The sequence below is a fragment of the Sorangium sp. So ce145 genome (genome assembly GCF_051525985.1).
Classification (GTDB): Bacteria; Myxococcota_A; Polyangia; order Polyangiales; family Polyangiaceae; genus Sorangium; species Sorangium cellulosum_B.
In genome coordinates, this window is the sequence record NZ_CP150315.1 from 7,934,681 (window position 1) to 7,954,224 (window position 19,544).

The 19,544-nt window shown below is 71.3% G+C and carries 15 protein-coding genes; 9 read left to right on the forward strand and 6 right to left on the reverse strand.

Annotated elements, in window-relative coordinates:
• Nucleotides 1–161 precede the first annotated feature (161 nt).
• The 4 genes from WMF34_RS29180 to WMF34_RS29195 all read left to right on the forward strand — a co-directional run bounded on the left by WMF34_RS29180 (nucleotide 162) and on the right by WMF34_RS29195 (nucleotide 5,583).
• On the forward strand, nucleotides 162–1,115 hold the full coding sequence (locus WMF34_RS29180) for an NADP-dependent oxidoreductase (protein WP_437989852.1): 954 nt from the start codon (nucleotides 162–164) through the stop codon (nucleotides 1,113–1,115).
• Nucleotides 1,116–1,253: 138 nt separating this feature from the next.
• Nucleotides 1,254–1,868 (forward strand): TetR/AcrR family transcriptional regulator, encoded by a 615-nt coding sequence (locus tag WMF34_RS29185; RefSeq protein ID WP_437989853.1) that lies wholly within the window; start codon nucleotides 1,254–1,256, stop codon nucleotides 1,866–1,868.
• Nucleotides 1,862–3,595 (forward strand): ABC transporter ATP-binding protein, encoded by a 1,734-nt coding sequence (locus WMF34_RS29190; RefSeq protein ID WP_012238272.1) that lies wholly within the window; start codon nucleotides 1,862–1,864, stop codon nucleotides 3,593–3,595. The genes WMF34_RS29185 and WMF34_RS29190 overlap by 7 nt, the downstream gene beginning before the upstream one ends.
• Nucleotides 3,592–5,583, forward strand: coding sequence for an ABC transporter ATP-binding protein (locus WMF34_RS29195; RefSeq protein ID WP_437989854.1), 1,992 nt, complete (start codon nucleotides 3,592–3,594; stop codon nucleotides 5,581–5,583). Before WMF34_RS29190 ends, WMF34_RS29195 begins: the two co-directional genes overlap by 4 nt.
• A gap of 100 nt (nucleotides 5,584–5,683) precedes the next feature.
• Here the strand turns inward: WMF34_RS29195 and WMF34_RS29200 are convergent, their stop codons facing one another.
• Nucleotides 5,684–6,091 carry a RidA family protein gene (locus WMF34_RS29200; RefSeq protein WP_012238274.1) on the reverse strand — a complete coding sequence of 136 codons (408 nt, stop codon included), beginning with the start codon at nucleotides 6,089–6,091 and terminating at the stop codon, nucleotides 5,684–5,686.
• Between the two features lie 134 nt (nucleotides 6,092–6,225).
• Here WMF34_RS29200 and WMF34_RS29205 point away from each other — a divergent pair, with 134 nt between their 5' ends.
• Nucleotides 6,226–7,167 carry a LysR family transcriptional regulator gene (locus tag WMF34_RS29205; RefSeq protein WP_012238275.1) on the forward strand — a complete coding sequence of 314 codons (942 nt, stop codon included), beginning with the start codon at nucleotides 6,226–6,228 and terminating at the stop codon, nucleotides 7,165–7,167.
• Between the two features lie 33 nt (nucleotides 7,168–7,200).
• Here WMF34_RS29205 and WMF34_RS29210 read toward each other — a convergent pair whose 3' ends face one another.
• The 3 genes from WMF34_RS29210 to WMF34_RS29220 form a co-directional block, all read right to left on the reverse strand.
• Nucleotides 7,201–8,370, reverse strand: coding sequence for a pyridoxal phosphate-dependent aminotransferase (locus tag WMF34_RS29210; RefSeq protein ID WP_437989855.1), 1,170 nt, complete (start codon nucleotides 8,368–8,370; stop codon nucleotides 7,201–7,203).
• A 176-nt stretch (nucleotides 8,371–8,546) separates the two neighbouring features.
• Complete coding sequence (locus tag WMF34_RS29215; protein WP_012238277.1) at nucleotides 8,547–10,601, reverse strand: sodium-translocating pyrophosphatase; 2,055 nt, start codon at nucleotides 10,599–10,601, stop codon at nucleotides 8,547–8,549.
• 299 nt (nucleotides 10,602–10,900) lie between these two features.
• Nucleotides 10,901–11,323 carry a DUF1810 domain-containing protein gene (locus WMF34_RS29220; RefSeq protein WP_437989856.1) on the reverse strand — a complete coding sequence of 141 codons (423 nt, stop codon included), beginning with the start codon at nucleotides 11,321–11,323 and terminating at the stop codon, nucleotides 10,901–10,903.
• Between the two features lie 277 nt (nucleotides 11,324–11,600).
• Here WMF34_RS29220 and WMF34_RS29225 point away from each other — a divergent pair, with 277 nt between their 5' ends.
• Nucleotides 11,601–12,137 (forward strand): hypothetical protein, encoded by a 537-nt coding sequence (locus tag WMF34_RS29225; protein WP_437989857.1) that lies wholly within the window; start codon nucleotides 11,601–11,603, stop codon nucleotides 12,135–12,137.
• Nucleotides 12,138–12,151: 14 nt separating this feature from the next.
• On the opposite strand, the gene WMF34_RS29230 is transcribed toward WMF34_RS29225, so the two are convergent.
• On the reverse strand, nucleotides 12,152–12,832 hold the full coding sequence (locus tag WMF34_RS29230) for a hypothetical protein (protein ID WP_012238280.1): 681 nt from the start codon (nucleotides 12,830–12,832) through the stop codon (nucleotides 12,152–12,154).
• Between the two features lie 455 nt (nucleotides 12,833–13,287).
• Here WMF34_RS29230 and WMF34_RS29235 point away from each other — a divergent pair, with 455 nt between their 5' ends.
• Nucleotides 13,288–14,397, forward strand: coding sequence for a hypothetical protein (locus WMF34_RS29235; protein ID WP_157906977.1), 1,110 nt, complete (start codon nucleotides 13,288–13,290; stop codon nucleotides 14,395–14,397).
• Nucleotides 14,398–15,080: 683 nt separating this feature from the next.
• Nucleotides 15,081–16,391 (forward strand): hypothetical protein, encoded by a 1,311-nt coding sequence (locus tag WMF34_RS29240; RefSeq protein WP_437989858.1) that lies wholly within the window; start codon nucleotides 15,081–15,083, stop codon nucleotides 16,389–16,391.
• A gap of 65 nt (nucleotides 16,392–16,456) precedes the next feature.
• Here WMF34_RS29240 and WMF34_RS29245 read toward each other — a convergent pair whose 3' ends face one another.
• Nucleotides 16,457–17,959, reverse strand: coding sequence for a DUF5050 domain-containing protein (locus tag WMF34_RS29245; RefSeq protein ID WP_437989859.1), 1,503 nt, complete (start codon nucleotides 17,957–17,959; stop codon nucleotides 16,457–16,459).
• Between the two features lie 753 nt (nucleotides 17,960–18,712).
• Here WMF34_RS29245 and WMF34_RS29250 point away from each other — a divergent pair.
• Nucleotides 18,713–19,522, forward strand: a complete 810-nt coding sequence (locus WMF34_RS29250; protein WP_437989860.1) for a hypothetical protein — start codon at nucleotides 18,713–18,715, stop codon at nucleotides 19,520–19,522.
• Nucleotides 19,523–19,544 lie beyond the last annotated feature (22 nt).

Below are 19,544 nucleotides of genomic sequence, written 5' to 3' on the forward strand. Positions count from 1 at the left end.
GCCCTGGCCGCTGGACCTGCTGCTCGAGGCCGGCATTCGCCTCATCGACCTGCGGCCAGAGCCTGCTCTGTCCTGGGCACGCCCGTTCACGGCTGCCCTTGCGACCTCTTCCGCCGGCGCGCTCCCTCGACGTTCACGGGGTCCACACCATGTTCACGGCGATGCTCCCCAGCTCGACCGACGCCGCACGAGTCCACCGGTTCGGCGGCCCCGAGGTCATCACCATCGACGAGGTGCCGGTCCCGCTGCCCGGCCCGGGCCAGGTGCTGGTCCGCGTCGCGGCGGCCGGGGTCGGGCCGTGGGACGCCTGGATTCGTGCCGGCAAGAGCGTGCTGCCCCAGCCGTTGCCGCTGACGCTCGGCTCGGACCTCGCTGGCACCGTGGCCGCGGTCGGCCCCGAGGTGACTGGCCTCGCGCCGGGCGTGGCGGTCTTCGGCGTCACCAACAGGCGCTTCACCGGCGCACACGCGGACTATGCCGTGGCGCAGGCGTGCATGGTGACGCGCAAGCCCCTCCGGTTCTCCGAGGTCCAGGCCGCCTCCGTGCCGGTCATCGCGGTCACGGCGTGGCAGGCGCTGTTCGATCAGGCCCAGCTCGAAGCCGGACAGACCGTGCTGGTGCACGGCGCGGCCGGCAGCGTCGGCGCGTACGCGGTGCAGCTCGCGCGCCGGGCCGGCGCTCGTGTGATCGCGACGGCCTCGGCCAAGGATCGCGACTTTGTCCGCAGCCTCGGCGCCGACGTCGTCGTGGACTACCGGAGCGAGCGCTTCGAGGACGCCGCCAAGGACGTCGATGCCGTCATCGACCTCGTCGGTGGCGACACGCAGGCGCGGTCCTTCGCCGTGCTCAAGCCACGTGGCGCCCTGGTCTCTGCGGTGTCGACCCCTGATCCGGAGGAGGCCGCTCGTCGCGGCGTGCGGGCAAGCTTCTTCCTCGTCGACGTCACGACGGCCCACCTCGACCGCATCGCCGCCCTGCTCGACGCGGGCGAGCTCTCGGTCGACATCGGCGCCGTGCTGCCGCTCGCCGAGGTCCGCGGCGCGCATGAGATGCTCGAGGGCGCTCGCCCCCGCCCGCGCGGCAAGATCGTCCTGGCCATGGCCCCTGCTCGCTGAGGTCCGAGAGCAGCGGCCCCCGGGCGCGTCCGACGAGGGGCCGTTGTGCCCCGGCACGGGCCCAAGCGGCCGCCTTCAGACCGAGTGAGTGAGCGCTCACTCTTGACGAGTGAGCGCTCACTCCGGTACACGGGACGCATGGCACCACCGAGCCGGCGAGCTCCTCCCCTGCGTCCGGAGGAGCGTCGCGCGAGCATCATCGCGGCGACCATCCCGCTGCTGCGCCTGCACGGCCGCGACGTGACGACGGCGCAGATCGCGATGGCCGCCGGCACCGCGGAAGGGACGCTGTTCCGCGTGTTCCCCGACAAGGAGTCGCTGATCCAGGCCGCGATCGGGACCCTGTTCGATCCCGCGCCGACGCTGCGAGAGCTGGAGCGCATCGATCTCGCGGCGCCGCTCCGCGAGCGCTTGATCCAGGCGGTCGAGGTCCTGCAGCGCCGCGTCGAGGGCATCTGGCAGCTCATCTCGATGCTCGGCATGACGATTCCGCCCCCCGTGCGCCCCGAGTCCGGGTGCGCTCAGACGCCGCGCCAGGATGAGCAGGTTCACGTGCAGCTCGAGCGCCTGTTCGAGGCGTCGCGCGACGAGCTGCGCTGCGATCCGGCGTATGCAGCCCGGCTACTGCGCATGATGACGTTCGCGGGCACACACCCGCGGATCACCGACGGCATGCCCCTGACCGCCGCGGAGGTCGTGGCGGTCCTGCTCGACGGTATCCGCCGCCGCTCCGAGGAGGAGGAGCCTTGCTGAGGCAGCTGTTGCGCCGTTTCCTGCGCCCACAGGCGCGCTTGCTGGCGCTCGTCGTCGCGCTCCAGCTCGTGGCGACGCTCGCTTCGCTGTACCTGCCGAGCCTGAACGCCGACATCATCGATCAGGGCATCGCGCTCGGTGACACGCCGCGGATCCTGGAGCTCGGCGCGATCATGCTCGCGATCACCGGCGTCCAGATCGTGTGTTCGGTCGCCGCGAACTACGCCGGCGCGCGCGTCGCGATGAGCTTCGGTCGCGACCTGCGCGCGGCGGTGTTCCACCGCGTCGGCGAGTTCTCCGCGCGCGAGCTGTCGCGGTTCGGAGCGCCGTCGCTCATCACGCGCACGACCAACGACGTCCAGCAGGTGCAGACGGTGGTGATGATGGGCTGTACGATGCTCGTCCTCTCGCCGATCATGTGCGTCGGCGGCATCGTGATGGCGCTGCGCGAGGACGGGTCGCTCGCCTGGCTGCTCGCGATCGCGGTGCCGCTGCTCGCGGGCGCCGTCGTCGCGATCATGTCGCGGATGGTGCCGCAGTTCCGGCGGATGCAGCCCCTCATCGACACCGTGAACCGCGTGCTGCGCGAGCAGATCACCGGCGTGCGCGTGATCCGCGCCTTCGTGCGCGAGCGCGCCGAGGCGGCGCGCTTCGAGCACGCGAACGGCGACCTCACCGAGACCGCGCTGCGCATCGGGCGCCTGCAAGCGCTGATGTTCCCGACCGTCATGTTCGTCTTCAACGCTTCGAGCGTCGCCGTCCTGTGGTTCGGCGCGCACCAGATCGCGGACGGCACGCTCGCGATCGGCTCGATGACGGCGTTCCTCGCTTACCTGGTGCAGATCCTGATGGCCGTGATGATGGTGACGTTCATGGCCGTCATGCTGCCGCGCGCGGCCGCCTGCTCGGAGCGCATCGTCGAGGTGCTGGACACCGAGCCGTCCGTGCGCGCCCCCGACCAGCCCGTGACGCTCGTCGAGCCGACCGGCGTCGTCGAGCTGCGGGACGTCGAGTACCGCTACCCGGGCGCCGAGCTGCCCGTCCTGCGCGGCATCTCGTTCGTGGCGCGCCCCGGGCAGGTCACCGCGATCATCGGCAGCACCGGCTCGGGCAAGACCACGCTGCTCGACCTGATCGCGCGGCTCATCGATCCGACGAGGGGCGAGGTCCGGCTCGACGGCGTCGACGCGCGCATGCTCGCCCTCGACGCGGTGTGGTCGTGCATCGGGCTCGTGCCGCAGCGAGCCTTCCTGTTCTCCGGCACGGTGGCCTCGAACCTGCGCTACGGCGACCCCGCGGCGACCGACGAGCAGCTCTGGGCGGCGCTCGCCGCCGCGCAGGCGCGCGACTTCGTCGAGGCGATGCCGCGAAGGCTCGACACGCCGATCGGGCAGGGCGGCACGAACGTCTCCGGCGGCCAGCGCCAGCGGCTGTCGATCGCCCGCGCCCTGCTGCGCCGGCCGCGCGTGTTCCTGTTCGACGACGCCTTCTCCGCGCTCGACGTCGCGACCGAGGCCCGGCTGCGGGCCGCGCTCGCCGAGCGCACGCGCGCCGCCACGGTGATCGTCGTCGCGCAGCGCGTGTCGAGCATCGTCGACGCGGACCAGATCCTCGTGCTCGACGACGGCGAGATCGTCGGCCAGGGCAAGCATGGCGAGCTGCTCGCGTCGTGTCCGACGTACGCCGAGATCGTGGCCTCGCAGCGCGACGCGGCGGTGGCCGCATGAGCGCGCGTCACGCCGGTCCACCGCCCGCCGCCCCCGCGGGGGCGCGCTCCCCGATCCTGCCGCGCGGCCCCTTCGGCATGGGGGCCGCGCCGCCGCAGAAGGCGAAGCGGTTCGCCCCCTCCGCGCGGCGCCTCCTCGGCCGCCTCGCCCCCGAGCGCGCGCGCCTCGCGGTCGTGCTCGCTTGCTCGCTGCTCAGCGTGGGGCTCGGCCTGGCCGGCCCGAAGCTGCTCGGCCGCGCGACGGACATCATCTTCTCCGGCGTGATGGGCGCTCGCCTCCCGGCGGCCGCCACGAAGGCCGAGGCCGTCGCGGAGCTCCAGCGCTCCGGCCAGGCGCGGCTCGCCGAGCTCGTGGGCCACATGGACGTCGTTCCCGGCCGCGGCATCCAGCTCCGCGAGCTCGCCGAGCTGCTCCTGCTCGTGATGGCGCTCTACGCCGGCGCGTCGCTGTTCGCCTGGCTGCAGGGCTACCTGCTCAACGACGTCGTGCAGAACACCGTGCGACAGCTCCGCGCCGAGGCGCAGGACAAGCTCGCCCGCTTGCCGCTCGCCTACTTCGACGGCCGCCCGCACGGCGAGCTCTTGAGCCGCGTCACGAACGACATCGACAACGTCGCGCAGGGCCTGCAGCAGACGATGACGCAGATCATGAACGGCGCGCTGACGCTCCTCGGCATCCTCGTCATGCTGGTCGTGATCTCGCCGGTGCTCGCGGTGATCACGCTCTTCACCGTACCCCTCTCGGTGCTCACGACCGCGGCGGTCGCGAAGCGCGCGCAGGCGAAATTCGCTGCGCAGTGGGCGCAGGTCGGCGTGCTCAACGGCCAGATCGAGGAGGCGTTCACCGGCCACGCGCTCGTCAACGTGCTCGGGCGGCGCCGCGACGTCGAGGCGCGCTTCCAGTCCACGAACCAGGAGCTGTTCGAGACCAGCTTTCGCGCGCAGTTCATGTCCAGCATCATCATGCCGGCGGTCAATTTCGTCGGGAACCTGACCTACGTCGCGATCGCCGTCATCGGCGGCCTCCGCGTCGCGTCGGGCGCGATGCTGCTCGGCAGCGTGCAAGCGTTCATCCAGTACTCGCGCCAGTTCTCTCAGCAGCTCGGCCAGCTCGCGTCCGTCACGAACGTCCTGCAATCGGGTGTTGCCTCTGCAGAGCGGGTGTTCGAGCTGCTCGACGAACAGGGCCAGTCCCCTGACGCCACCCCGCCCGCGGCCCTGCCGAAGGTGAGCGGCGAGGTCCGGTTCGAGCACGTCACGTTCCGCTACAAGCCCGACGAGCCCCTCATCGAGGACCTCGACCTCACGATCAAGCCAGGCCAGACGGTCGCGATCGTCGGCCCGACGGGCGCCGGCAAGACCACGCTCGTGAACCTCCTGATGCGGTTTTACGAGCTCGACGGCGGTCGGATCCTGATCGACGGCGTCGACATCGCGCGCTTGCCTCGCCACGAGCTGCGCGCGAAGCTCGGTATCGTGCTGCAGGATACATGGCTGTTCTCTGGCACGATCCGTGACAATATCGCGTTCGGCAACGCGACCGCGACCGAGGCCGACATCCAGGAGGCAGCGCGCGCGGCGCACGTCGACCGCTTCGTGCGCGCCCTGCCCGCCGGTTACGATACGGTGATCGACGAGGACTCGGGCAACCTGAGCGCCGGCGAGAAGCAGCTCATCACGATCGCCCGCGCGTTCCTCGCGAACCCGGCGATCCTGATCCTCGACGAGGCGACCTCCTCGGTCGACACCCGGACCGAGGTGCTCGTCCAGCGCGCGATGGCCGCCTTGCGGGCCCAGCGTACGAGCTTCGTCATCGCGCATCGCCTCTCGACGATCCGCGACGCCGACATGCTCCTCGTGATGAAAGCGGGCCGCATCGTCGAGCGCGGCACGCACGCGGAGCTCCTCGCCGCGGGCGGAGACTACCATGCGTTGTACGAGACCCAGCTCGCCGGCAACGGCGGGAGCGGCGCGCAACTCGCGAGCTAGCGCACCGCCACCGGCCCGAGGTAACTCGACCAAGCATCGCGCCGCGTTCTCCTACATCTAGCGGGCTGCCGGGGCTCCGCTCCTCACCGCGCGGCAGCGCTCAGTCGATGACCGCGGTGGCCTCGACCTCGACCAGGTGCTCGGGGTCGGAGAGCGCGCTGACGCCCAGCAGCGTGCCTGGCGGGACCGGGGTGACTCCCAGCTTCGCGGCCGCCCGACCGATCCCCTCCAGCAGCAGGGGCATCTTGTCTGGAGTCCAGCCCACCGCATAGATGGTCAGCTTCGCAACGTCGTTGAAGGAGCCGCCAACTCCGGCCAGGGCGGTGGCCACGTTGAGGTAACACTGCTCGACCTGAGCGGCGAAGTCGCCCCTGCCGATCGTCCTCCCGTCGGCATCCCAGGCGACCTGACCTGCGATGAACACGAGCTTCGACCCGGTGGCGATCGACACCTGTCGGTACGCCTCGATCTTCGGCAACCCGCTGGGGTTCACCAGGGTGATGGCCATGCTGTCTCCTCCGTCCTCTCCCTGCGCGCAGGGCGGCGTGCCCGGCCGCGCGCTGGTTAGATGCGCCCTCGCCGCCGCGACCGGTAGACCCACGGCGCGAAACGCGCCGATAAGCGCTGCTATACAATCGCGCCATGAACCGCGCGACGGACCGCTTCGAGGGTCTGACCGTCTTCCTCACCGTGGCGAGGCACCGGAGCTTCCGCGCCGCCGCCGCGGAGCTCGGCGTGACCACGGGCGCCGTGAGCCAGGCGATCCGCGCCCTCGAGCGCCGCGTCGGCCTCCCGCTCCTCTCGCGCACGACGCGCCGCGTGGGGCTCACCGAGGCCGGCGAGCGGCTGCACGAGCGCCTCGCGCCCGCGGCCGGTGAGATCAGCGCCGCGCTCGAGGCGCTCGACGAGCTCCGCGGCCAGCCCGCGGGGCTGCTCCGCCTCACCGTCGCCCGGACCGCCGTGCCCTTCGTGATCGAGCCGGTGCTCCCGCGCTTCCGCCGCGCTTACCCCGACGTGGCCGTCGAGATCTCGGTGGACGACGCCCTGGTCGATCTCGCCGAGACCGGCTTCGACGCCGGCGTGCGGCTCGGCGAGGACCTCGCCCAGGACATGACCGCCGTGCGCCTCACGCCGGATCTCCGCTGGCTCGTGGTCGGCGCGCCTGCGTACTTCGCCGCCCACGGCCGCCCGGAGGAGCCCGAGGATCTGCTCGCCCACACGTGCATCCGGTACCGATTCCAGAGCGCCGCGCTCTATCGCTGGGAGTTCGTGCGCGATCACCGCGAGATCACCGTGCACGCCCCCGGCACCCTCACGGTGAACGACGCCGATCTGGCGGTGTCCCTCGCGCGCGATGGGCTCGGGCTCGCGTACATGTTCGACCTGGCCGTCGCCGAGGACCTGGCGAGCGGGGCGCTCGCGACGGCGCTCGAGCGCCATGCGCCGACGGGCCCCGGGTTCTTCCTCTACTTCCCCGCCCGCGCGCAGGCGCAGGCGAAGCTGCGCGCGTTCATCGACACGGCGCTCACCGTGCTCATGCCAGAGGGCCGGCGGAAGCCGAAGGGGACGCGCGCCGCCTCGTGAGCTCCCCGGGCGCCTCCAGTGCCCACCCGCCGGTCACCGCGCGCGCTGGCGCTGCCAGGCGACGATCCGCGTCACCGCCTCGTCGACCTGCTCGACCGGGGCCGCGAAGGACAGCCGGACGTACCGCGCGCCGCCTTCACCGTCGAAGTCCGTGCCCGGCGTGAGCGCCACGCCCGTGTCGGCGAGCAGCCGCTCGCACCACGCGACCGAGTCGTCCGTGCCAACGTCGGCGTACAGGTAGAAGGCGCCGTCGGGCGGGGCGACCTTCCAGCCGAGCTCGGGCAGCCGCCGCAGCAGCAGGTCGCGCGCGGCCGCGTAGCCCTCCACCAGCCGGTCCGCCTCGGCGTACGCCTCCGGGGTCAGGGCCGCGAGCGCCGCGTGCTGCGCCAGGGCGGGCGGGCACAGCGCGAGGTTGCCCGCCAGCGCGTCGACCGTCGGGACGAGCTCCGGCGGGAGCACGAGCCACCCCAGGCGCCAGCCCGTCATGGCCCAGTACTTCGAGAAGCTCGACACGACGACCGCGCCCGCGCCGACGTGGCGCGCCGCCGTCGCCTGGCGCCCGGCCCACGGGCCGTACGTGAGGCCGTGGTAGATCTCGTCGCTCACCAGCCGGACGCCGTGCTCCGCGCACCAGCGCGCCATCGCGTCGAGCTCCGCGGCGTCGACCATCGTGCCCGTCGGGTTCGCCGGGCTCGCCAGGACCACGCCGTCGAGCTTTGCGCCGTCGCACGCGGCCCTGAGCTGCGACGTCGTCAGCTGGAAGCGGCTCTCGGGGCCGCACGGCAGCTCGACCACCTCCACCCCGAGGGAGCGAAGGATGTTCCGGTACGCCGGGTAGCCCGGGCGAGCGAGCGCCACGCGGTCACCCGCCTCGAACGCCGCGAGGAACGCGAGCAGGAACCCGCCCGACGACCCCGTGGTGAGGGCGACGCGCGACGGGTCGACGTCCACGCCGTACCAGCGGCCGTAGTGCTCCGCGAGCGCGCCGCGCAGCGCCGGGATGCCGAGCGCCTCGGTGTACCCGAGGTCGCCCTCCGCGAGGAGCGCGGCCGCCCGCGCGCGCACGGCGGCGGGCGCCCCCGAGCCCGGCTGGCCCGCGCACAGGCTGATGACCGGCTCACCCGCCGCGCGCCGCGCGTTGGCGGCGGCGAGCACCTCCATGACCGCGAACGGCGGCACCTGCGAGCGGCGGCTGATCCTCACCCGGCCATCCTTCTCCCCCGCCGAAGACCGGCCATTTACAGCACGGGAGCTCCGCTGTCAGCAGAGGAAATCCGATGGCCGAGGCAGGACGAGAGCCGCGCGTGAAGCCACAAAAGCGAGAACGCGGCCGGTGAGGGCCGCGTTCTCCGTGTTGCTCGCCGCGACGGCGCGTCCGCTCAGGCGATGAGCGGGGCGATGAGGAGCGACACGACGCCCATCACCTTGATGAGGATCGAGATGCCGGGGCCCGACGTGTCCTTGAAGGGATCGCCCACGGTGTCGCCGACGACGGCGGCCTTGTGGGCGTCGGAGCCCTTCGCGTGGCCGTCGAGGCCGCCCTTCTCGATGTGCTTCTTGGCGTTGTCCCAGGCGCCGCCGCCGTTCGCCATCATCAGCGACAGCACCGCGCCGACGACGAGCGCGCCGGCCAGCGTGCCCGCGAGGACCTCGGGGCCGGCCACGAAGCCGACGACGACCGGCGCGAGCACCGCGATGGCGCCGGGCGCGATCATCTCGCGGATGGCGGCCGACGTGGCGATGTCGACGATGACCTTCGGCTGCGGGTCGACGCCCGGCTTGCCCTCGAGCAGGCCAGGGATCTCGCGGAACTGACGGCGGATCTCCTCGACGATCGCGCCGGCCGCGCGGCCGACGGCGGTCATCGTGAGCGCGCCGACGAGGCACGGGAGGAGCGCGCCGAAGAGCAGCCCCATGAGGACCTTCGCGTCGGTCAGGTACAGCACGAGCTCCGGGAGGCCCTTCGCGCGGCGGACCGCGTCGACCTCCATGTTGAAGGCGGCGAACAGCGCGACGACGGTGAGCACCGCCGAGCCGATCGCGAAGCCCTTGCCGACGGCCGCGGTGGTGTTGCCGACCGCGTCGAGCTCGTCGGTGATCGCGCGGACCTCCTTGCCGAGGCCGGCCATCTCGGAGATGCCGCCGCCGTTGTCGGCGATCGGGCCGTACGCGTCGACGGTCATGACGATCGCGGTGCCCGCGAGCATGCCGACCGCGGCGAGCGCGATGCCGTAGAGGCCGAGGTAGTGGTTCGAGATCCAGCCCACGGCGACGAGGGTCATGAGGGGGATCGCGACGCTCTCGAGGCCGACCGCGATGCCGCGGATGACGTTGGTGCCGGGGCCGGTGAGCGAGCTCTGGGCCACCTTGTGGATGGGGCCCATCGACGTGTAGTAGTCGGTCACGAGGCCGACGATGGCGCCGCCCGCGGCGCCGGCCGCGAGGGTGATGACGGCGCCGAAGCTGAAGCCGAGCCCCGGAAGGACGCCGGCCGCCGCGAACACGACGAGGAACGGCGGGACGATGAGCGCGAGGCGCAGCACCCGGGCCGGCGGCAGGTTCTTGAGCGCGCGCGTGATGAAGATGCCGACGACCGAGACCGCGAGGCCGATCGTCGCGAGCAGCAGCGGCAGCGACACCGCCATCGCGCGGAGCTCCTGCTCGCCCACCGACGGCGCGAGCTGCTGCAGCTTGGCGATCGGCAGCGTGAGGCCGAGCGCGATCGCGGCGACGACCGCGGCCACGTAGCTCTCGTAGATGTCGGCGCCCATGCCCGCGATGTCGCCGACGTTGTCGCCCACGTTGTCGGCGATGACGCCCGGGTTGCGCGGGTCGTCCTCGGGGATGTTCGCCTCGACCTTGCCCACGATGTCGGCGCCGACGTCCGCGGCCTTCGTGTAGATGCCGCCGCCGATGCGGGCGAAGAGCGCGATCGAGCTCGCGCCGACGGCGAACGAGTGGACGATCGTCGCGAGGTGCTCGTGGCTGCGGAACAGGGCGTAGATGCCGCCCAGGCCGATGAGGCCGAGCCCCGCGACGCAGAGGCCCATGACGGCGCCGCCGTCGAGCGCGGTGACGAGCGCGGTGGGCTTGCCGTGCGCGCGCGCGGCCTCGGCCGTGCGAACGTTGGCGTACGTCGCGGCCTTCATGCCGAAGAAGCCGGCGATGAGCGACAGGAACGCGCCGGCGGCGAAGGCGCCCGCGGACAGGAGCCCGAGCGTCGCGGCCAGGAGCGCGAAGACGGCGGCGGCGTAGACGGCGAGCACCTTGTACTCGCGCGCGAGGAAGGCCATCGCCCCCTCGCGGACGTAGCGCGCGATGCGCGCCATCGTCTCGTTGCCTTCAGGGGCCTTCTTGACACGCACGTAGAAGGTGCGTGCGACCATGAGCGCGACGGCGCCCGTTAAGAGCGACTGGTACGACAATGCATCCACGGGTGATGGTCCTCTCGGTCGCCCCCGGCCGGAGCGAGCGCCGGCTCACTCGTCCGTCCACGACGGCGGATCAAGTGGGAAATTGCGTTGCCTCGGTTCAGGCGGCCGCCCAGGGCGAAATCTGGAGCTGGCGCCAGGGACGCGGCCTCCGCAACGTCGGTCGTGCTGGTTGCCGCGCGAGCCGGCAGCGACCGTGACATTGGAATATTCCGGACAAGGAGGGCGCACGCGACGCGAACGAGCGCGTCGACGATCGACCCACGGGGGCGATCCGGCGGCGCGTCCGGCGACGGCCGGCGCTACTCGAGCAGCGCGAGCGTTCGCGGATCGGGCTCGCCGCCGCAGAACTTGTCGAGCGCCGCGAGGAACGCCCCCTCGCCGGGGGCCGCGCGGGAGAACAGGGTCATCGACGAGCAAAACTTCATGTCATCGGGGCTATCGAAGATGTCGTACAGCGAGCGCCCCTCGATCTGGTTCACGAGGCGAGTGCACTCCAGCAGTCTCGGACCGAGCGTCGGGTGCTGCAGATACGCCTCGGCCTCTCCCTTCGAAGCGATACCGAACCTCTGCGCCATGGCGCTGTGGCCCAGGCCCTTCAGCTGCGGAAAAATGAACCACATCCAGTGGCTGGTCTTCTCTCCTCGGCGCAGCTCGGCCAGGACGCGGGCATAGACCGGAGCCTGCGCGTCCACGAATCGTTGCAGGTCGTACGGATCGGGCATGGGCGCTCCTCGACCGCCAGAGTAGCATTCGATCGGTCCGCTCGACACCGGCGTTCCACCCGTGTTGCCACTGTGCCGCATGGCTGTGCCGCGCGGGCGAAATCTCCGTTTGATGCACCTCGCGCATGGAGCTCTACTCGGCGTGGGGAGCGTGCGAGCAACACGACGGCGCTCGCGCATCGGGACGACGACGTTCCTCACCACGAGGCGATTCGCGGTCCCCCCCAGGTTCGACGCCAAACCAACCGGCCGATCGCTCGACCACATCTGCCTCGAGATGATCCATGAGATCGACGACTGGTATGCGAAGAAGTTCGCCTACCTCGTCGGTCGGCTCGACAGCCTGGAGGAGGGCGACGTGAAGCTCCTCGACAACACCGCGACCGTCTGGTTCCAGGAATGCTCGGACGGCAACAGCCACAACCTCAACAACCTTCCGATCCTCCAGGCGGGGAGCTGTGGAGGCTACTTCAAGGTGGGTCAGGCCGTGAACGTGGAAGGCGGCAAGGCGGACCTGACCCGCGGCAACAGCGAGGGAGCCTGCGGCCCCGGCCAGACGGAGCTCGCCTACAGCGAAGTGGACTCGACCGGGACCCCGCCGGACATCGCCACGCAGCCGATCAACAAGTACTTCTGCGCCTTGATGAACGCCATCGGCGTGAAGGCCGGTCCGGACGGCTTCCCTGCGGTCGGCGGCACGAACGAGGTGACCCACTTCGGCAAGTACGACGACACGAGGCTCTTCGCCGACGAGAGCAATCCGGCGGCCATCAAGGACCCGGGGGAATTCAAGGCGCTTCGCGCGAACAGCTGAGCGACGCGCGCGGGTTACAGGCCCGTGTGTGTCCCCGTGATCCAGACGGTCGCGTGGGAGCCGTCGGGCTGCGTGGCCCAGGTGCGGACGCGGTACTTGCTCGTGGCGACCTGCTGCGCGGTCCCGTAGTTCTCGTGGAAGTAGACGAACGCCGGCGTCGAGCAGTGCCCGCGGCCGGTCAGCGGGTTGTCCCAGAGCCACGTGCCCGCCTGCTCCTTGTAGGTGAGCTGCACGAACTGGCTCGTCGCGGCGTCCCAGCGCTGCACGCGCGTGGCCATCTTGGTGTTCGCGCAGTCGCTCATCGCCTGCGACGCGTCGCTCCACGAGGTGGACGAGGAGTCCCAGAAGGTAGGCTGCACGTCGAAGCGGTAGGTCTCCGGGGTCTGGTGCTGGTAATAGCCGGGCACGGGGAAATCGACGATCGTCGTCGCCCGATCCTGCCCGATGTCCGGACAGATGCCGTCGATCCACTGGTAGGCGCGGACGTAGTTTGCGCTTGCTCCGACCGCGGTGAGCTGCGGGGTGGTGAAGTTCGGGTCGGTCCCCATCGCGCAGGGGTCAGGGTTTCCTCCGAGCGCCTCGGCGCTCTCCGCCGTGTCTTCCTCGTCGAAGCTGCCGGCGTCCGCCGCCACGCAGCCCGTGACCATCGAGATGGTGATGAGACCGAGACCGAGATGATACGCAGCAATCTTCATGGTGCGACTCCCCTTGGTATGCGGGCCACTCAGGCCGCTCCCGCCCCCGCACCCAAGCAGAGAGCAGGGAGCGTGCCTGCGACGATCCCCTGAGCGCTCCTTTGCCCTCGAAGCTCTCGCAGCGCAGGATCGCGATGCAGGTCGTGGGGCAGACCGCCGCTCGCCCCGGCGATGGAGGCGGCAGCCTCCTCCATCGGCAGGGCGATGGAGGCTCGCGCCTCCACCTCGACCCGCGAGCTGCTTGAAGCCCGCGAGCTGAAGCCGCCCGCCGGAGCTCGCGATGCGGCCGTCGTGGGGTCCACCTGGCGCGCAAATTTCGAGCGCAAAGCGACGAAGCGTGGCCCGCGGTCTGGCCGCTTGCGTAGGCGCGGAGATGCTCACTCCTTGAATCGGGGCCAGCGCTCGACGATCGATCGTGCATGCGGAGCACGGAGCACCTGGGTATCCTTTGTGTCATGGCGCTTGAACGGAGGGCGGCGCGGCTCGTGGCAGCGGGCGCCGCGATGCTTGCCATGGGCTGCAGCGGGAAGTGGACGACGCAGGAGAGCGGCGCAGAAATGGCTGGCGGCGCGGGCGGGAGCGAGGGCACGGCGCAGGGCGGCGATCCGGGGAGCGCCGCGGCCTGCGCGGCCGGGGAGGCGCGCTGCAACGCGAGCGGCCTGCGCGAGACGTGCACGAGCGACGGCGGCTGGAGCGTCTCGGATTTCGTGTGCGCGCGAAACGTCGCGGTCGACGACGACGTCGGCAGCACCTGTGTGACGAAGACCGACGGCAGCTATCGTTGCTGGGGCGAGGATCCGGGCGGCGCGCTGCCCGCCGAGCGCTACCGGCGTGTCCAGCTCACGCGACAGGGGCTGATCGGGCTCACCGAGGACGGTCGGCTGCTCGCCGCCGAAACGCTCCTGCCAGACGGGCTGCCACCTGTCGCCTCCTTTCGGGCGACGAACATGTGGGGCGAACAGGGCGTGTGCCCGCTGTTCGTGGACGGGTCGTTTGCGGTGCTGCTGGATCGCAACCAAGAGAACCTCCCGGAGCCCCCGGACAAGGTGGTGGAGTTCGAGGGCCCGTTCACGCAAGCGCTCTGCGCCTGGGAGGGGCTCGTCGCCGGCGTGCGCCCGGATGGCAGCCTGTGGCAGTTCCATGGCATGGAGACGATCCCCGGTGAGTTCACCCAGGTGGCGTTCAGCAACCGCATCGTCTGCGGTCTCACGAAGGCGGGCGGCATCCAGTGCTTCGAGCCGAGCATCTCTTGCGGCAACACCCCCAGCACGCACTGCGCCGGGCCCGAGTATCCCGAGTTTTCGGGCGGGCCGTACCGTTCCATCACCGCCACGGCCGGAGCGGTGTGCGCGATCGACGCCGAGGGGGCCCTCACGTGCCGGCGCTACGACGGCGCCGACATGCCGATCGACGCCGGGCGCTTCACGTTCATCGAAGGCGGGTACGACCTCCTTTGCGGCGTGCGCACCGACGGCTCGGGCGCCTGTTTCCGCCACGGCGGCTGGAACCTTGGCGAGGTCGGTCCGTTCGTGCCCGTCGAGCCGGCGCTCGATCCCGGCTGGTGAGCGCCGGGGCCACGATCGCGGCGACGACGCGCGGGCGCGGCGGCGTCACGACGCGAGCGCCGCCGCGCTCGGCGAGCGCGGCCGTGGCCCTTCGCCGTTCGCGGACCACGGCGGGCAGATTTTGAGCCACCTACGTCTGCAGCCGCTCAGGGCCCGCGGCGCCTCTCCCTGGACCGGCGTGTGTTCAGGTCGACGGCGGACTCGCAATGCCAGGCAATCATGGAGTTGAATGATCGAGATGATGGCGACATCGATCCCTACACGGGAGACCATGGCCCGCGCGCCCCATGGCTCGCAGGTCGTCATGGTCGATGAGAGAGCGCGCATTTCGAGGCGCGCTGGAGGAGCTCATGCCTCACGTCTCGACGATTCTCAGGAACAGCAGGATGCATGCCGCCGTGATGATGACATCCGCCATGGTCGGTTGCGCCGCGCCCCCTGAAAGCGAACAGGGGAGCCCCGAGCCCGACGGCGCAGCGGCGTCCGCGAGCGCGCTCCGGGCGAATGACAGGCACCCACGGCGCGGTCACGGCCACGGCCATGGTCATGGTCACGGCGCAGCGAGCTGCAATGATCACAACCCATGCACCCTGGACGCACGCGTCAGGTGGGCATGCGTCCATGCGCCCACGCCGTATGGACCGCCGCCGTCGCGGGGTCGAAATCGCTGCGGCGAGGGCGAGGTGTGCGACGGACACGGGGCCTGCGTGGAGCCGGGCGCACCGCTCTGGAGCGTGAGCTTTCCCGGCGAAGCGTCGTTCGCGAGCATCAACGCCGACGGGGCCAGCAATGTCCTCCTCACTGGCCAGCTCAGCGGTACGGCCGACCTCGGCGGGGGTCCGCTCACGAGCGCGGGGCAGCGCGATGTGCTGATCGCGAAGCTCGATCCGGACGGCGAGCTCGTCTGGGCGAGGCGCTACGGCGGCCCTGGGGACGAGTTCGGCGCGAAGATCGCCGCGCTCTCCGACGGGAGCCTTGTGAACGCGGGAGGCTATGTCGACTCGCTGGATGTCGGCGCCGGGCCGATCCCCAGCGCCGGGCTGAGCGACATCTACGTCATGAGGACGGACCCGGCAGGGGACCCCGCGTGGGTCCGCCATTTCGGCGATCCGGCCTATCAAGACGTCTATGGCCTGTCGGTCGACGGCGAGGACAACGTGGTCGTCCTCGGCTCGTTCGAGGGGACGGTCGACTTCGGCGCGGGGCCGGTGAGCAGCGCGGGCGCGCAGGACATCTTCCTGTTCAAGCTGGATCCGGCCGGCAACACCCTCTGGAGCAAGGGCGTCGGGAGCGAGTTCAGCGACAGCTCGGTCGCCCTCACGACGGACCCGATCGGCAACGTGATCTTCGGAGGATCCGTGGGGACCGGCGCGGATCTGGGCGATGGGCCGCTCCCGGGCCCTCGAGTCTTCGTCGCGAAGCTGGATCCCGCGGGCAACCATGTCTGGAGCAGGACGTTCGGAGACACGTCCAGCGTCATCCAGGACGTCGAGGCGGACCCCGCGGGCAACGTGGTCCTGGTCGGGCAGACGGGCGTCACCATCGACCTCGGCACGGGGCCGATCATCAACGAGGGCTATGATGCCGCGTTCCTCGCGAAGCTCGACGCGGCCGGGAACACCGTCTGGAGCAGGGGCTTCAGCGCGCCGGAGAGCAGGGTTGTCATCACCTCGATCGACGTCGACAGCCAGGCGAACGTGGTGGCCTCCGGGGTGCTCGTCGCCGACGTCTCGGCGACGCTCGACTTCGATGGGATCCCCTTCCCGTCAGGATACAACCCGTCGAGCTACAGCGCGCGCACCTTCCTGGTGAAGCTCGACGCCGGCGGGCACGTGCTGTGGGTCGAGGGGTTCGACACCGAGCGACCCTTCAGCATCGTCGTCGATCCGCGCGATCGCGTGCTGGCCACAGCGACGTTCACGGGCACCCTCGACCTCGGCTCCGGCCCGCTGACAGGGGACGAGGACGTCTTCGTCGCGGCGTTCGGCCCCTGACCACGGCGACCACGAGGGCGAGCCACGCGGGCGCGCCCTCGCGGTCACCGCCGGAACACGGACGATCAGGGAGCGAGGTAGGACGCGACTTGCCCCTGGTAGCGGTAGTCGCCGGCGTTGGACCAGAACACGCCCTGCCCCTCCGGGGCGATGACACGCCAGGGGACGGGCTGTCCGAACGCCAGCAGGACGGTCCTGTTGCTCTCGAGATCGTGCGCGTTGACGCTGCGGTTCCCGCGCGTGTCCGTCGAGAACAGCGTCGAGCCCCGGAGGGCCAGCCCCGCCATCGAGTCCCCCCTGTAGATCAAGGTCTTCTGTCCTCCGGCGATGGGCGCCTTGAACACGCCGCCGTCGCCGGCGTTGGCCCAGTAGACGAACGCCGCGTCCACCGCGATCCCGGCCGGCTCGGCCTCGTTGTCGGCGATGACGGTCACCTCCCCGCCCGCCTTCGCCACCTTGTAGACCTTGTTGGTCGCCGCGCCGCCGGTCCAGTAGAGGTTCTGCGCGTCCTGCGCGAGGTACGCGGGTCTCCCGGCGCCGGACGCGAGGACGACCGGCTCGCCGCCGTCGAGCGGCATCGTGAAGAGGTTCTCTCCATCGCCGTCGCCGAAGTAGATGGCCGACGCGTCGCCGATGACGCTCACGACATAGCCGATCTGGGCCAGCGTCTCCACCTCCAGGGTCGCCTTGTCGACGCGCCGGAGCGCCGAGGGGATCACCGGGTCGTCATCACCGCCGCTCGCCCAGTACACGTGGGAGTCGTTGACCCACAGCGCCTTGGGATCGGGATCGGCGGGGATCATCGCCTCTGCCTCCGCGGTGCCCAGCCTCACGCGGTAGATGAATCCGTCGTTGTTGTCCCCGGTCGCGACATCCTCGGTGCCGCCGCTCGCGAAGTAGAGGAAGGACTCGTCGGCGGCCAGCGCGCTCGGGTAGCGGTGCAGGCTTGCCATCGGGGTCGCCAGGATCATGCCTGGATAGATCCTCGAGAGGCGGTCGGTCTCCGTGACGACGCTGTCCCTCGAGACGTCGTGCCGCGCGAGCGGCGCGAAATCGTCCGAGCCCGGCTGCGCGGTGAAGCCATAGGCGCCGAGGACCGCGCTTTCGCCCAGCTCCGCCCTGAGCTCGACGGTGATCGGCAGCGTGAGCGTGATCGGCCGCTCGAACGTCAGGCCCTCCGGGCCGAGGACGTACATGGGCCCCACCGCGCCCTCGGGGGCCTCGTCGATGCGCTGGATGGTGATCACCGTGTTCTCGTTCACGGCGCCCGGCGGCACCTCGATGGTGAAGCCGTCGTCCGCCGTGAAGGTCCCGCCCTGCGCGTCGACGGAGAGCTGCTCGCCGGCCCCTGGCTGCGCACCGGTCCCTGACGTGGGGCCGCCGCCGGTAGCGCCGCCGCTCCCATCGCCGCTGCCGGTGGTGCCGCTGCCCGTACCGCCGCCGCCGGCAGCGCCGCTGCCCGTATCGCCGCCGCCCGTGGCCCGATTGCCCTTGTCCGTCCCTTCGCACGACGCGCTGCTCAGCGCGGCAGCCGCGCACGCCAACACCACGAATGAGGTCCTTGTCATCGCTTCGCTCCTCCGCTGGCGGTCGTCGCCGCCATGTCATGGAAGGCCATGGTTCTGCCGAGCTCGCCATGGGGGCGGCTGCGACATCACCCTTGTTCAGACAACAGCGTAGCGCCCGATGAGGCGGTGGCGAGCTGAGCCAGAGCAGGTGAGAGACATACAGTCTTTACCTGTCAGGGTTATCCCAGGCGTCCACTTGCCATGCCCCTTACGCATCGTGGTTGTCCCAGGGGTCCACTCGCTACGGTCCTTACCTGTCAGGGTTGTCCCAGGTGCACGGCTCGACCGCGCGTCGCCGGCGGCACATGACTCGTGGCGGCGGGGCGACGGCGCCGCGCGCGCGCAGACCACGCTCGGCGATGGCGGGTCTCGCGCTGGCGAGCGAGGGGCGCGAGGGCGCCGTCGGGGCCCGGGGAGCGGCAGCCCGGCATGCGCCGAGGGGCGGGGCATCGGGGGCTTCGCGACGACGAGCGCCTCCTCCGGCGTGCAGCGCATGGCCGAGAGGTGGCCCATCGTGCGGCCGGAGCGGGCGACCGGCTCGCCGGCGCCGGGGCTCCCAGCGCGGCGCCCGCCCGCACCGTGCGGGCGGATTGAGTTCGTGAACGGTCTGCGTATCCTGGCCTCGCTGCATCGAAGCCACCCACAGTTCCTTGGAGTCGTCGCGCGAGCGCGACGGGAGCCGGCATGCCGATCGGGCAAACGAAAGGGAGTATCGTACCGCTGCGCCGCGACGCAGCGCCGCGCGTTCGCGGCGTGCAGGCCGCAACGGTGCTCGCGGCGCTGCTCGGGCTCGCCGTGCCGGCGGCCGCGCAGGCGCAGGCCGCGCCGCCGAAACCGGCGCGCGGCGACGCGGCGAGGCCCGCCGCGCCAGGCACGACGCCCGCGGCAGCGGGTGCCCCGATCGCTCCGGCGCCCGCCCCTGTCGCTCCGGCGCCCGCCCCTGTCGCTCCGGCGCCCGCCCCTGTCGCTCCGGCGCCCGCCCCTGTCGCTCCGGCGCCCGCCCCTGTCGCTCCGGCGCCCGCCCCGATCGCTCTGGCGCCCGCCCCGATCGCTCCGGCGGGCGGCGCGCTGGTGCCCATCCCGCAGGGCTACTACCTGCCGGCGCCGCCGCTCCCGCCGTGGGCCAACCCACGGACCATCGAGTACGAAGAGGGGGACCCGATCCCGCGCGGCTACGCGATCCGGACCAGGGCGGACCGCAAGCTCGCCACGGCGGGGCTGCTCACGTTCGGGATCCCGTACGCGCTCACGTTCACGGTCGCAGGCATCGCGTCGTTCGACGACGACGAGTTCGACGAGTTCGGGCCGCTGCTCATCCCGTTCGCCGGCCCGATGATCGCGATCGGGACCCTGGAAGCGGAGGGCGCGGGCATCTTCTGGCTCACGGTGGACGCCGTGACCCAGGTGGGCGGGCTCATCCTGTACGCCGCCGGTCTCGCGAACGAGGACGTCTACCTCGAGCGCCAGTTCACGGTGAGCTCACGCGACCCTGGGCACGCTGCGTCCCGCTGGCCAGAGGTCTCGATCGGCGGGTCCTCCGGTAGCCTCCGATGGAGATTCTGAGCTCGTGCCCCTGCGCCGACAG

Bases quoted from the DNA above. Each gene is read 5' to 3' on its own strand.
- WMF34_RS29180 (WP_437989852.1), top strand. From the start codon at position 162: ATGCTCCCCAGCTCGACCGACGCCGCACGAGTCCACCGGTTCGGCGGC.
- WMF34_RS29185 (WP_437989853.1), top strand. From the start codon at position 1,254: ATGGCACCACCGAGCCGGCGAGCTCCTCCCCTGCGTCCGGAGGAGCGT.
- WMF34_RS29195 (WP_437989854.1), top strand. From the start codon at position 3,592: ATGAGCGCGCGTCACGCCGGTCCACCGCCCGCCGCCCCCGCGGGGGCG.
- WMF34_RS29200 (WP_012238274.1), bottom strand. From the start codon at position 6,091: ATGGCCATCACCCTGGTGAACCCCAGCGGGTTGCCGAAGATCGAGGCG.
- WMF34_RS29205 (WP_012238275.1), top strand. From the start codon at position 6,226: ATGAACCGCGCGACGGACCGCTTCGAGGGTCTGACCGTCTTCCTCACC.
- WMF34_RS29220 (WP_437989856.1), bottom strand. From the start codon at position 11,323: ATGCCCGATCCGTACGACCTGCAACGATTCGTGGACGCGCAGGCTCCG.
- WMF34_RS29225 (WP_437989857.1), top strand. From the start codon at position 11,601: ATGATCCATGAGATCGACGACTGGTATGCGAAGAAGTTCGCCTACCTC.
- WMF34_RS29230 (WP_012238280.1), bottom strand. From the start codon at position 12,832: ATGAAGATTGCTGCGTATCATCTCGGTCTCGGTCTCATCACCATCTCG.
- WMF34_RS29235 (WP_157906977.1), top strand. From the start codon at position 13,288: ATGGCGCTTGAACGGAGGGCGGCGCGGCTCGTGGCAGCGGGCGCCGCG.
- WMF34_RS29245 (WP_437989859.1), bottom strand. From the start codon at position 17,959: ATGACAAGGACCTCATTCGTGGTGTTGGCGTGCGCGGCTGCCGCGCTG.